The sequence below is a fragment of the Exiguobacterium sp. s89 genome (assembly GCF_018617735.1).
GTDB classification, from domain to species: Bacteria; Bacillota; Bacilli; order Exiguobacteriales; family Exiguobacteriaceae; genus Exiguobacterium; species Exiguobacterium marinum.
Window position 1 is genome coordinate 1 of record NZ_JACSKS010000007.1, and the last position, 12,278, is coordinate 12,278.

12 protein-coding genes and 1 tRNA gene are annotated in these 12,278 nt (G+C 44.5%); 5 read left to right on the forward strand and 8 right to left on the reverse strand.

The genetic code is table 11. From position 1 onward, the window contains the following. Positions 1 to 109 precede the first annotated feature (109 nt). From KNO96_RS13120 to KNO96_RS13145, 6 genes are all read right to left on the reverse strand, one after another. A complete protein-coding gene (locus KNO96_RS13120; RefSeq protein WP_026826824.1) occupies positions 110 to 805 on the reverse strand; it encodes a DUF554 domain-containing protein in 696 nt (231 codons plus the stop codon). A 148-nt stretch (positions 806 to 953) separates the two neighbouring features. After that, positions 954 to 1,026, reverse strand: a tRNA-Val gene (locus KNO96_RS13125). A gap of 85 nt (positions 1,027 to 1,111) precedes the next feature. Further along, a complete protein-coding gene (locus KNO96_RS13130; protein WP_084483617.1) occupies positions 1,112 to 1,669 on the reverse strand; it encodes a GNAT family N-acetyltransferase in 558 nt (185 codons plus the stop codon). Between the two features lie 71 nt (positions 1,670 to 1,740). Next, complete coding sequence (locus tag KNO96_RS13135; protein WP_026826826.1) at positions 1,741 to 2,055, reverse strand: DMT family transporter; 315 nt, start codon at positions 2,053 to 2,055, stop codon at positions 1,741 to 1,743. Beyond that, the gene (locus KNO96_RS13140; protein WP_026826827.1) at positions 2,052 to 2,396 is read right to left on the reverse strand and encodes a DMT family transporter; all 345 of its coding nucleotides are present in this window, start codon (positions 2,394 to 2,396) and stop codon (positions 2,052 to 2,054) included. Before KNO96_RS13140 ends, KNO96_RS13135 begins: the two co-directional genes overlap by 4 nt. Continuing rightward, entirely contained in the window at positions 2,389 to 2,970 is a 582-nt protein-coding gene (locus KNO96_RS13145) for a TetR/AcrR family transcriptional regulator (protein WP_214704365.1), read from the reverse strand. The genes KNO96_RS13140 and KNO96_RS13145 overlap by 8 nt, the downstream gene beginning before the upstream one ends. Before the next feature lie 115 nt (positions 2,971 to 3,085). On the opposite strand from KNO96_RS13145, the gene KNO96_RS13150 reads away from it, so the two are divergent. Then, entirely contained in the window at positions 3,086 to 3,868 is a 783-nt protein-coding gene (locus KNO96_RS13150; protein ID WP_214704363.1) for an alpha/beta hydrolase, read from the forward strand. 38 nt (positions 3,869 to 3,906) lie between these two features. Here the strand turns inward: KNO96_RS13150 and KNO96_RS13155 are convergent, their stop codons facing one another. Beyond that, the gene (locus tag KNO96_RS13155) at positions 3,907 to 5,145 is read right to left on the reverse strand and encodes an aminopeptidase (protein WP_214704361.1); all 1,239 of its coding nucleotides are present in this window, start codon (positions 5,143 to 5,145) and stop codon (positions 3,907 to 3,909) included. A 113-nt stretch (positions 5,146 to 5,258) separates the two neighbouring features. On the opposite strand from KNO96_RS13155, the gene KNO96_RS13160 reads away from it, so the two are divergent. From KNO96_RS13160 to KNO96_RS13170, 3 genes are all read left to right on the forward strand, one after another. Continuing rightward, positions 5,259 to 5,666: a YkvA family protein gene (locus KNO96_RS13160; RefSeq protein WP_214701058.1), complete on the forward strand. Its 408-nt coding sequence runs from the start codon at positions 5,259 to 5,261 to the stop codon at positions 5,664 to 5,666. A 75-nt stretch (positions 5,667 to 5,741) separates the two neighbouring features. Beyond that, positions 5,742 to 6,608: a YitT family protein gene (locus KNO96_RS13165; RefSeq protein ID WP_214704360.1), complete on the forward strand. Its 867-nt coding sequence runs from the start codon at positions 5,742 to 5,744 to the stop codon at positions 6,606 to 6,608. A gap of 105 nt (positions 6,609 to 6,713) precedes the next feature. Then, a complete protein-coding gene (locus KNO96_RS13170) occupies positions 6,714 to 9,329 on the forward strand; it encodes a putative bifunctional diguanylate cyclase/phosphodiesterase (protein WP_353047601.1) in 2,616 nt (871 codons plus the stop codon). A gap of 87 nt (positions 9,330 to 9,416) precedes the next feature. Here KNO96_RS13170 and KNO96_RS13175 read toward each other — a convergent pair whose 3' ends face one another. Continuing rightward, positions 9,417 to 11,486: an alpha-amylase family protein gene (locus KNO96_RS13175; RefSeq protein WP_214704354.1), complete on the reverse strand. Its 2,070-nt coding sequence runs from the start codon at positions 11,484 to 11,486 to the stop codon at positions 9,417 to 9,419. Between the two features lie 159 nt (positions 11,487 to 11,645). Here KNO96_RS13175 and KNO96_RS13180 point away from each other — a divergent pair, with 159 nt between their 5' ends. Continuing rightward, positions 11,646 to 12,269 carry a hypothetical protein gene (locus tag KNO96_RS13180; protein ID WP_214704351.1) on the forward strand — a complete coding sequence of 208 codons (624 nt, stop codon included), beginning with the start codon at positions 11,646 to 11,648 and terminating at the stop codon, positions 12,267 to 12,269. Positions 12,270 to 12,278: the final 9 nt, after the last annotated feature.

Consider the following 12,278-nt stretch of genomic DNA (forward strand, 5'->3'; position numbering starts at 1 on the left):
AAAAACCTGAGCCCGGTGGAATACCGGACGCAGGTTCTAAAGGTCGCCTAACGAAACTATTTAGTGTCTAACTTTTTCGGTTCAGTTCACCGATTCAGTCTTTTTTTGATTACAGTATATGTATGACGGAGACAATCATCGCGACCACCAAAATTCCTGGCAATAAGTTGGCCACGCGAATTTTAGTGATACCTACCAAGTTCAAGCCGATTGCCACAATCATCACGCCACCGGTCGCTGTCATTTCTAAAATAAAGCTATCCATGAGCGACTCTGGAATAAACTTCATGATTTGAATAGCGAGAAGGGCAATTCCGCCTTGGTACAACAAGACAGGAACAGCTGAGAACATGACGCCAATCCCGAGCGTCGAACTTAACACGAGGGCCGTAAATCCATCAATCAATCCTTTTGTATATAAGACGTCATGATCACCGCGTAACCCACTATCGAGCGCGCCAATGATGGCCATTGCTCCGATAACAAAGATGAGCGTTGCAGTTACGAATCCTTCTGCCACACTAGATTGACTCCCAAGGCGCCGCTCAAGGCGATAACCGACTTCGTTCAATAATTCATCTAATTTCCACCATTCCCCGAGCGCAGACCCGACGACAAGACTCCCGATGACAATCAAGAAGTTTTCACTTTTCATCCCCATTTGAATGCCAAGTAAGATAACTGCAAGTCCGATCGCGGTCGTCACTGTTTCTTTCATACGCTCTGGAATGCGGTGAAATAAGAGACCTAACAATGCACCGATGATGATTAATCCGGCATTGACGAGGGTTCCCGTTAGCACCATTTTACATTCCCCCTCTCTTATGTATTGAAAGGAATATACCAATTGCTTTAGTTCATTGTCAATTCACAAAAAAAAGCCACTTCTCGCAAGAAGTGGCATCGCGGAAACCCACGTTCCTATGGGTTTCGCATCGGGTTTGGCACCCAAGTGATTCTGACTGGGCTCGAACCAGCGACCTCTACCCTGTCAAGGTAGCGCTCTCCCAGCTGAGCTACAGAATCAGGTCGTGTCCTCTCTTAAGGACACTATTAATATATCAAGAAACTATTGAGTTGGCAACTACTTTTTTATCTTTTTTATATTTTTTTATCGCGACATGTGTTGTCGGTTTATGTGTCGGCAAAGACGTTCCAAGTCACCAGCATAGACAGATACGAGCATGTCCTTGTACAACGTGTCTCGATCCCAGTGAAGACCATTCGCTTTGGCGACACGCTGAGATGGAACGTTTTCTGGATGAATGAGCGAAATGATTTCCTTTTCTCCTTCGGTGAAAGCATACTGCATCAAACGCGCAGCCGCTTCTCGTCCGTACCCCATATGCCAATGCTTAGGTGACAGCCAATAGCCGACTTCTAATTCGATTTTGCCATCTAATTCATGTAATAACGTACCGGCATGACCAATCGGTTCATCGTTTTCAAACGTCATGAGCTTCAATAGACCTGTTTGTCGACCAGTTTCATAACGGGCCAGTTGACGTTCGAACCATTCAATCGTCTGTTCATCTGTATACGGTCTTCCGTCCGGACTGATGAAGCGCATCACCCGAGGATCTTGGAGAAGCGATTTGACAAAATAAAAATCGGAGATCGTATACGGTTCAAACCGCAAACGTTCGGATTGCAACTCAACAAGATGCATCGTTTTCCGCCCCTTTCTTTCATCTCATAATCTGAACTATTCAATTCCCGTTTTCAGCTTGTTTTAATCCATTACGCTACAACTTTTAAGCCGACCACACTGCCGATAATCATCGTCAAATAAAAGATTCGCCAACGACTTGTCGATTCATCTAAATAGAGCATTCCTAAAATGACACCACCCGCTGCCCCGATACCGACCCAGATGGAATAAGCCAAACTAAGGGGAATGACTTCAAGTGACTTCGACAACAAATAAAAACTGAGCGCAAACGATAAAATCGACAAGATTGACCATTTTAAAATTTGATAGCCTTTTGATTTCCCCATAAAGAAGACGGCCGTCATCTCAGCAATCCCTGCACTAATCAAAAATATCCAACTCATACTTCTTCTCCTCCTGTCACTTGTTTCAAGCCGATGATTCCGATGATCAACGTCGTCACAAGTAAGAGTTTCCATCCACTAAGCGCCTCGTCAAATAAAAGGGCGCCGACAATAACCGTTCCGACTGCTCCAATTCCAGTAAAGACGGCATAGCCCGTACCTGCAGGAAGAACTCGAAATGCTTTCGCCAATAAGCCGAAACTGACAATCAAGAGGGCAATCGTCCATAGCGTCGGAGTGAGAACTGTGAATCCTTCTGATAACTTCATCGTCGTAGCCCAAATGATTTCAAGCAATCCGGCAAACAAGAGTGACATCCAAGCAACGCTTTCCTTATTCATTCCAACCCACTCCTTTCTTGAAAATCCGGAACGCGGCTTGTTGCCTCATCTCCCGATCATCTTCAAACATAAATAAAGACAGCAAGGCGCCATCTAAAAAACAATAGTAGGCAGCATATAGCTCTTCAAGCGGTTGGACCGGTAAATCCCCACGCTCCATCGCTAGACGGAATTGTTCTTTTTCAAAACGTTTTAATTCCGTTTCAACCTTTCCAATGACTTTCTCGATATAATCCCGAAATTCCGGAGGTGGTACGAGCAACATCCGTTTCGTCAACATCCATGTCTCGTGATCGCTGAAAAATGACGTGAGTGTACTAACAATCGAGTCAATCCGTTCTAAAGGTGGTCGTTCAACGGTGTTATCGCATGTTTTTTGCCACGCCTCTTCGTACCGATTCGCCATATCCGTCACGACTTGCTTAAACAGTTGCTCTTTCCCATCGATGTGGGCATACAACGAGGCCTTTCGGATTCCTACATCTTCTGCAACCGCTGCGAGCGATAGTCCTTCATATCCCTCACGGGCAAACCGTTTCCGAGCGGATTGCATAATCTTGTCTTTTGTATTCATGACTTTCACTCTCCTTCCACAACACTTTACCTAACGAACGGTAGGTAGTCAAACGAGATGATTGTTTTTTGACTCGTTTTTCCCCAAAATACGAAATAGAAAGAGGTGACGAATAATGATTGAACACTTGACTGTATCGATTCCGACGGAGAGAGCGACCGTACAAAAACGGATTGTCCGTGTGTTTCGACCGGACTGGGTCGAAGCTAGCACCCCGCTTCCTGTCCTGTATATGCATGACGGACAAAATGTATTTTCCGGAAACGCGGCTACATACGGGGAAGGTTGGGAAATCGACCGATGTATCGACACGCTACGTCTCCCCCTCATGGTCGTTGCCATCGCGAGTGCCCCGAATTGGTTAGATCGCTATGATGAGTATTCATACGCTGAGGATGAGATGTTATATCGTCGTATCGGTCCAGAACTCGCGAAAACACGTCCAACACTTGGTGGTCGAGGACGTCTTTATACAGACTGGCTCATGCACGAGTTAAAACCACGAATCGATAAAGAGTACGCGACAAACCCGGAAGATATCGGTGTCATGGGGAGTTCAATGGGGGGTGTCATCTCTCTTTATATGATGGCGACCTATCCTTCCATTCGCAGAGTCGGCTCGCTCTCCACTGCGGCATGGGCAAATCTTGATCCTTTGATTCACGAAATGAAACAAGCTAAGTTCGCTTGTAAACTGTATATGGATATCGGTACGAACGAAGAGAGCGGGCCATTCACTCCAAGCGACTACCTGTTCACGAATGCGAAACTGATTGAAGCCATCGCGCAAAAAGGCATCGCCTTCCGATACGAGGTCGAGCCGGACGCAATTCACCACGAATCCGCTTGGCGCCGTCGCTTGCCTAACGTTCTTCGTTATTTATATGACATCACATGAAAAAGAGCGAATTCCGAAATTGGAATTCGCTCGTTCATTTAAATGACCCAGTTCCCGTCACGCATGATTGCTTCTCGCGTGCCGTCTTCTTGCTCACCATCAATATTCATTTCCGCCGACCCAATCATAAAGTCAACGTGTGTCATCGAATCATTCGCGCCGTTCTCTGCGAGTTCATCTTGAGACATCGAAGGACCGCCTTCTAGGCATGTCGAGTATGCACGACCTAATGCCAAGTGACACGATGCATTTTCATCGAACAACGTGTTGTAGAATAGGAGACCCGAGTTCGAGATTGGAGAATCATCAGGAACAAGTGCCACTTCACCGATGCGACGTGCTCCCTCATCCATATTTAACAATTCATCAAGGGCCGCTTGCCCTTTTTTCGCTTCCGCCTTGATGACTTTACCACCCTCAAACCAAAGAGTAAATTCGTCAATCAAGTTTCCGCTGTAGCTGAGTGGCTTCGTACTCGACACATGCCCTTCCACAGAATCTTTATCTGCGAGTGTGAACACTTCTTCTGTCGGCATGTTCGCGATAAAGTCGATGCCATCGGCGTTTGGACCGCCACCACCAAGGAAGACGTGCTTTTTCGGAAGGCCGATTGTGAGTTCCGTCCCCGGTGCGGTGTAATGTAGTTTCGCATATTTTTTCTCTGTCAACAACTTCGCGCGACTTCGAAGAGATTGGTCGTGTGTGTCCCATGCTGCGACGACATCTTCTTGATCCATTCGAGTTGCTGCGAAGATGGCCTGCCATAGCGCAGCGACTGCATCCTCACGTCCTGAAAATACTTTTTGTGCCCACGCTTCTGACGCACCTGCGACGATTGACCAACTAACATTGTCACTCATCGTATATTGACGCCATTTCGCAAGTGCTTGACCTGCTGCACGGTTCGCGTCGGAGATTCGTGACGACTCGACACCGTTCAAGGCATCCGGGTCATCACTTACAATTGACAAGAAGGCTGTTTTTTCTTCAGCCAATTGCTCAAAACGAGCCTTTAACCAATCCGGAAACTCTTTAAATGAATCAGCCGGTGCATCAAAATAACGAATCTTTGAAGTCTCCTCATCGCTCCAGTTGACGAATACTTGTTTCGCTCCTGCCGCATAAGCAGCTTTCACCACATGGCGTACAAGTGGTGCTTGGCTAATATCAGCACGTACTTCTAATTGTTGCCCCGGTTGAATGTTCACACCTTTTTTTACCGCTAGCTCTGCATAGCGAGAAAAATCTGCCTCTGTCGGCATTGAAATCATAGACATATGTATCGTTCCTCCTTTTCGATTATCTTTATTTTCTTAAATTTCAGGAAAAGTTGCAACCAATGCGCAAAAACGGGCATATTAATAGATGAAGAATGAAGGAGGAATACACTATGGCAGATTGGAAAACAACATACACACACTTTTTAAAACAAGCAAAGGAAGACAACCACGATCGTGAATCACTCGGTGACTTGCTCGTTCAAGGTGAACGCGCACTCGCGAAAGTGACGATTGACGTTGCCTCAAATGAAATCAGCAATATCGAGCGTGAAGAAGAGCTCACCCTCTACTTCCAAATGAAACAAATGCTCAATATGTTGCGCGCGCTGTACAACAATCAATTCGAGATGCAATCAGACAAACAGGAAGAACTGATTGCGGCCATTCTTTACTTTGTCTCTCCGTTCGATGCGATTCCAGACGATGTTCCGCTCGGACTTTTTGATGATGCCCAGGTGATTGATTACGTGCATGAACAATTAGCAAGTGATATTGACCGATTCCATAACGAATTGTGACTTGAAATGATGTGGGAGTAGCAGTACGCTAGCATGAGACTTAGCTAAAGGAGGCGTAAGGCCTAGCCATTATTTATGTATGCAAAATCTCGAAAACGGGTTGCTCTCGAAACGGTACTGTTCATCATCGCCGGGACAATTCTTCAGTCTATCTTTGTCAGTTTACTTCTCAAACCGAACGAGATTGGTTCGGGAGGAATCGTCGGGATCACATTGATTTTCAACGAACTGCTCGGAACACCAATTGGAATGACCCAACTCGTGCTCAATATCCCCCTCTTCCTGTTGGGACTAAAATATTTAGGACGTCGCTTCATTTTAATGACAGGAATTGTGGTCGTGCTCTCTTCGATTCTGATTGATAGCTTGCCAATCCTTATTCCGCCAACCCCACTTGACGACCCACTCGTCGCTTCGGTGTTCAGCGGAATCGTCTCAGGTCTCGGACTCGCACTTCTCCTCTTTGCAGGAGCTTCCACGGGTGGACTTGATATTTTAGGGAAAGTCATCTATCTGAATAATCGAAATTTATCTTTACCTAAAATCTTTTTGACACAAGACCTGATTGTTTACATTCTCGTGTTTATTGTCTTTGATATAAAAGCCGTTATGTATGCTCTTGTACTAAGTTTTGTAAGGTCACGAACGTTGCTCACGATTCACAAATTCTTCTCCGCACAGAAACAATGTTTTATCATTTGCCAAAAAGCAGAAGAAATCAATTTGGTCATCAAGCAGAACTTAAAACGCGGGGTCACAATTATGGATGCAACAGGCGGATATTCAAACGACTCTAAAAAAATGTTGTATGTCGTCGTCCAAAACAATGAAATTCCACGACTACGTCAAATCGTTTCTGAAATTGATTCTGAGGCGTTTGTAACCGTATCTGAAATCGATTCGATCGTTGGAAACTTCAAGGAACATTCATATACGCTCTAATTTCATAAAAGTCGACAACAATCTATTTTTGTTGTCGATTTTTTGTGTAATTTTCAATCATCTATTCCGATAATAGATAAGAGCCCTATTTCAAAACAGAAGGAGGTGCATGAGTTGTCATTTTATTCATTGCGCCAATACGTTCCGGCGGTTCTCATCGGAACTTTTTCTACCGGACTTTTATTATTATTTTTAACCCCGCATGACCTGCTACACATCACGTTACTTATCTATTATCTCGTCATCCTAGGAGCAGCGATTCTATTTAGTGGAGTGGCTATTCTTAAGCATAGAGGGATGCGCCGCTTTATTCATGTTCTGATTAGTGCCGGAAATGTATGTTTTGTGCTTTACTTACTGATGCACCACTATTCACCTAGCGCAAATACACAATCGTTATTGTTTTTACAGAATTTCTTTTATTTGATTATGTCTTTGATCGTCATCACTCAATCGATTGAGGTTCGGACATTGAAACTACGAACGTTCGATTTATTTGCCTTGTTTAGCTTTCTCGTGATTAGTGGACTACATATTTGGTTCTATTCCACACGAGAAGTCTCGCTCGTTTCTCATCTGAGTGGTTTTGAAGAACAGATGTTACTCATCAGCCTTTACATGATGCTCGGATTCCTTTACTTGAATCGAGTCGTTTCAACCGGTCAACAATTCCGAATTCTTTTACTCGTCGGAATTCTAGGTTTCACAACCGCCTCAATTACAAACGCACTATTTTTGTTTTCAGGGATTACACACGAGCTAGTTCACCTAGTTCAAATAAGCAGCATACTCATGATCTCCATCAGTTACTGGGTCGATGATCTGTCGGAAGATGCACTCGCGTATGATTCAATTTTAGATTATGTATTATACAGCGTAGTCGTGATGATGTTTTTACTCTCATCCGATCGCCTTCTTGGAACGTCTGTACTAGACTCGATGATTGCAAATGCCGTGCTTTTACTACTGATTCGCCAATTTGTCGTCTCAAAACAAAACGCACTGATCAGTTATCGTCTACATACGGTCAATACAGATTTAGAAGTCGCCGTGTCTACAAAAGCGCATGAACTCGAGATTCGCGAGCAACAATACCGTTCGCTCTTTGCCTACCACTCTGAACCAATTTTTTTATTCGATTTACACGGAGAAGTATTGTCTGTCAATGAGGCCGGTAGCTCGATTTTAGGATTGTCGACAGATAAATTACTCGGGTCGAACATCCTCGATATCATCGAATCGACAGATCGGCCCCCATATGTAGCCATTCTTCAAGAGTTGACGAATGGTCGACCACGAACGATTGATGTGCGGGTGATGACCGACGAAGGCGAGACACGTGTCTGGCAACTCGTCAACGTCCCGATGATTATCGATGGAGAAGTAGAAGGGATTTACGCCATCGCCAAAGATATTACGCAAATGATCGAGCAGCAAGAGCAAATTCTGTATCAAGCCAAGTTCGATAGTTTGACGGGTCTTCATAATCGTTACGCGCTACAAGAACAAATCGAGCGTTTGATCGAGGAAGGTCGCACGTTCACGCTCATGTTCTCTGACTTAGATGGCTTTAAAGAAATCAACGACCAATTCGGTCATCACATGGGAGACGAACTTCTGCAACACATCGGGAAGCGGTTACGAACCGCACTTCTTCCAAATGAGTACGCCGGACGCCTCGGAGGTGATGAGTTCATCGTCGTCGCAGAACACGGTGACCACGAAATGTTGACGGAACGTTTACGGCGACTCGTCTACCGCCCCCCTTATTACATGGCCGGAACACTCGTTGAAGTACATGCTTCGATTGGAATCGTACGTTTCCCTGAACATGGGGAAAAATTGAAGCACTTACTCTCAAACGCGGATCTCGCGATGTATCGTGCGAAGGATAAAGGACGTGACGAAACCGTCATGTTTGAACCTGAGTTACGAGAAGACAAAGAAGAACGGAAAGTGTTAATGGAAGGTCTCGATACCGCACTTGAAAAAGGAGAAATTTCTCTCTTCCTTCAACCTCAAGTCGATGCCTCGACGAAAGCGGTCATCGGAGCGGAAGCACTCATGCGCTGGCAACATAACGGAACATTCATTCCGCCAAGTCAATTCATTCCGATTGCCGAAGAAACAGGACATATTCACGATTTAGGTCGGTGGATGATTCATGAGACGTTCCAGTTAATTCATGTGTTTGAACAAGGTGATATCCATTTACCGAAGCTCTCGGTCAACTTGTCAGTTCGACAGTTATTCGATGAACATTTGATTGATTACTTGAATACGCTATTCGAACGTTTCCCGATTGAACCGTCACGCCTCAATTTTGAATTGACAGAAACTGTCGCCGCCCACCACTCGGATCGTGTGTTAAATCGGATTTTAGAGTTAAAAGCGCTCGGTATCAAACTATCCATTGATGATTTCGGAACAGGTTACAGTTCACTCGCTTATCTCGTACGATATCCAATCGATGAACTGAAAATCCCTCGTGAGTTCACGATGCAACTCGAAGAGAACCGCGAATATCAAATGGTCACGACGACAATCGTCGCAATGGCACGACAACTCGGTATGGCGCTTGTTGCCGAAGGCGTCGAAACCGAGTATCAGGAAACCTTCCTTCGTAAAATCGGATGTGATTCCATGCAAGGTTACCGCTATGCAAAACCGATGCCACTTGATGAGTTTGTCATTTACTATATGAAACACACAACGCCTTGAACCCTATGAACTGAGCCCTGAATGATAGACACTTGATAAAAAGTGCTCATTCAGGGCTCAGTTCACTATTCGGTTCAAGGCGCTTTTTTATTTCATTTCATACACTTTGACCTCACCTGGCTTCAGGTCAATCCAAAGGTTCCATTGTTCATCAAACGCATACTCAGCATACGGCCATGAGTATGGTGAATAAATCATCTCCGCAAAACGACTCGCGTTCCAATTTCGGCGCCGTACTCCATCAAGAGCGACAGTTCCTTGCAATGAGTTATTCATGTTAGTATTCGCTATAACCAACAATGTATCATTCGTCTCCGGACGTAGCCAGGCAAACCCGACAAACGGTGCGAACGGCTCATCCAAATTGAGTGGCTCAAAATGGTTTGGATCCACGAGTACGTCTAACCACCGTCGACGAATTTCAGCAACTTGGTGCATGACTTCAATCATCTCATCCCGTTCTGGGTGATCCCAATGGAACTGATATGCATCAAAAAAGGAGAGTTTGCCGAAATAAGGGTCCGTCGGGAACAGTTGGTACGCTTCTTCAGGACGACAATCTAGTCCGGTGTTCATCGGCTGTGTTTCATATAATTCTAACCCTGAGTTTGTCATCGGTACCCCATTCGGCATAAACCCATTTAATACCGACAATAATCTACTCGCTTGTCGTCTGCCTTCCCGCGTAGCAAGACGACGAGTATCCGCCGTTTCACCTGCCGCAAATACTGGAAGCGGTAAAAAGCGTGAATCGTATAGAAATTGATGTGTTTCGTGCGTTTGGAACCTAGGTTCTTTATAAAATCCATATCCGATAATCATGTTATAACCGGCATCCTTGGCAGTCCAAGCACCCGACTCAATCAACTCTTCGGCGATAAAACTAAAGTTTGAATCGATAGAACGCGGTGTTGACAAAATCGCCTGCGCTAAGTCGACAGGAAGAGCGTGCCCCATATCAATACGCGCCCCATCAATGCCAAATTCACGCTGATAATGCGGGATAATATCAGCGAGCATCTCCCAGAGGGGCTCGTTAATCTCATTTCCTCGGAATTGATTCGACTTGATTGAATCAAACAAAATATAAGGAGCAACATTCGCCTCATTGACATAAGGTGCTGCTGCAAGTGGATGATCTAAGAAGAGACGGAAATATGTCACATCCGACCATGGTGGTTGTGGATCATTAATACAGTCAGAGAAAGCAGGCGCTGTTGTCAAACCGAACTCTCGCTCAATCGTTGCTAACACATTTTCTTCCGGGTGCTCAAGCAAAAAGCCACGGACACGTCCCCATTTCTCAGCATCAATCAAATTCGGTGCCATCGAGAATCGTCTTAAGTGTTGCCATACATCCTCCGAGTTATACACCATCGGCAAAAAGGCAAATTCCGGTTTTACGTTCTCCCCAATCCCGGGCACATAAGGAGGATGATAATAATCGACTTCCGTCAATGGAATCCAATAAAACCATTCTGGGTTTTCAAGAATGAGACGGTTATCTCGGGCACATGTACGAGGGATGACATCGATGACAACGCGAATCCCTACCATGTGACAAGCCTCCACAAATGCCGCAAATTCTTCTTCGACCGTCATCGCATCTCCAGTCAGCGTTTCTTTCAACTCTTCATCGATGGCAAAGAAATTTTGAACGGCATAAGGAGAACCAAATTCTCCTTTTTTATTCTTATGACTATGTTGAGAAATCGGTAAGAGAAACAATGTATCGATTCCCATATAAAGGAGGTGCGGAATCAACGCAAGCGTTTTGACGAAAGTGCCAGTGTCCTTCATTCCGAACGAGTTCTCCATCTCCACATAGCCCGATCCATCATGATCCCAGGAGGTCGATGTACGAACTTGCATCGAATAGACAGAGGCTCGCTTGATCCAATCACCTCCTGTTTGCAAATGTCCGTCTGCAAGCGCAATGGACGTTTGGTAATCCCGGCTTTCAATCGCATACGGAAAAATCGTTTTTTCAATCGTTTCAACCAAAAAATCATATGGATTGACACGCTCGACACCGTCGCGAACTGGTTCAGAAGGGAAACGCATGCGATTCCATAAACTTGGAACCTCATAAGTAAGATCCTGACGCTTGTCTTGTAACACCTGGTACAGCTTTTGTAACGATGAGTTCTCTGGCATATTGACTCTCCTTATACATCTGATTGTCCTCTTTCATTTTTCATTAAAAGACACTACACTAAATTGATTATACATTCCCCCGTTTTTTCCTTTTTTCAAAGAATAATTTCTGTCGACATTTATAAAATCATGTACGATTGAGTAGAAAGGAGTGTCACGATGTCACAACGAAAGTGGATTTTATTATGGGTTAGCTTATGCATTTTATCCATCTCGATTATTGGTATTTTTATTTTTCAATTAAAAGGAACAAATGACCGTTTAGAAATCATACAAGGTGAACAACTCGACTCGTATGAAGTGATTGAAGACATCATGTATTATAACATCGAGCGGGCAAATGCCATCCGTGGTTTACTTGCATATGACGACCGACACTTTTTAGAGATGTACTATAGCATGTCCCGTCAAGCCAAAACGCTAAAACAGTCCGTCGTCGCTGACCCCAATACACCGAGTTCCGTCCTCGATCTACTTGAAAGGGATGCCATTTGGGAAACAGAAGCTGATCGTGTACTCGACATCTATGAAAATGGCGACCTAACAAAAGCTACAGCAGTCGCAGAAACAATGACCGAGCAACGACAGACTATCTTGGAAGATTTGCGTTTGTTAAAGCAAATGCAATACAAAGATATTCATCAAGAACTTCTTTCTGCAGAGAATCAGATATCTTTCTTGACCCAAATACTTTTCACCATCACTTTTTTGCTTATCGCTATAATTGCCATCCTCAGCTTCTTATTGTTCCGTATCAAACCTCAGCACGAGACAATAGAATGAAAAAAGAAG

What these genes read in the sequence shown, in the direction of transcription:
- KNO96_RS13120 (WP_026826824.1), bottom strand. Translation starts at nt 805, where the DNA reads ATGGTGCTAACGGGAACCCTCGTCAATGCCGGATTAATCATCATCGGT.
- KNO96_RS13130 (WP_084483617.1), bottom strand. Translation starts at nt 1,669, where the DNA reads ATGCATCTTGTTGAGTTGCAATCCGAACGTTTGCGGTTTGAACCGTAT.
- KNO96_RS13135 (WP_026826826.1), bottom strand. Translation starts at nt 2,055, where the DNA reads ATGAGTTGGATATTTTTGATTAGTGCAGGGATTGCTGAGATGACGGCC.
- KNO96_RS13140 (WP_026826827.1), bottom strand. Translation starts at nt 2,396, where the DNA reads ATGAATAAGGAAAGCGTTGCTTGGATGTCACTCTTGTTTGCCGGATTG.
- KNO96_RS13145 (WP_214704365.1), bottom strand. Translation starts at nt 2,970, where the DNA reads ATGAATACAAAAGACAAGATTATGCAATCCGCTCGGAAACGGTTTGCC.
- KNO96_RS13150 (WP_214704363.1), top strand. Translation starts at nt 3,086, where the DNA reads ATGATTGAACACTTGACTGTATCGATTCCGACGGAGAGAGCGACCGTA.
- KNO96_RS13155 (WP_214704361.1), bottom strand. Translation starts at nt 5,145, where the DNA reads ATGTCTATGATTTCAATGCCGACAGAGGCAGATTTTTCTCGCTATGCA.
- KNO96_RS13160 (WP_214701058.1), top strand. Translation starts at nt 5,259, where the DNA reads ATGGCAGATTGGAAAACAACATACACACACTTTTTAAAACAAGCAAAG.
- KNO96_RS13165 (WP_214704360.1), top strand. Translation starts at nt 5,742, where the DNA reads ATGTATGCAAAATCTCGAAAACGGGTTGCTCTCGAAACGGTACTGTTC.
- KNO96_RS13175 (WP_214704354.1), bottom strand. Translation starts at nt 11,486, where the DNA reads ATGCCAGAGAACTCATCGTTACAAAAGCTGTACCAGGTGTTACAAGAC.
- KNO96_RS13180 (WP_214704351.1), top strand. Translation starts at nt 11,646, where the DNA reads ATGTCACAACGAAAGTGGATTTTATTATGGGTTAGCTTATGCATTTTA.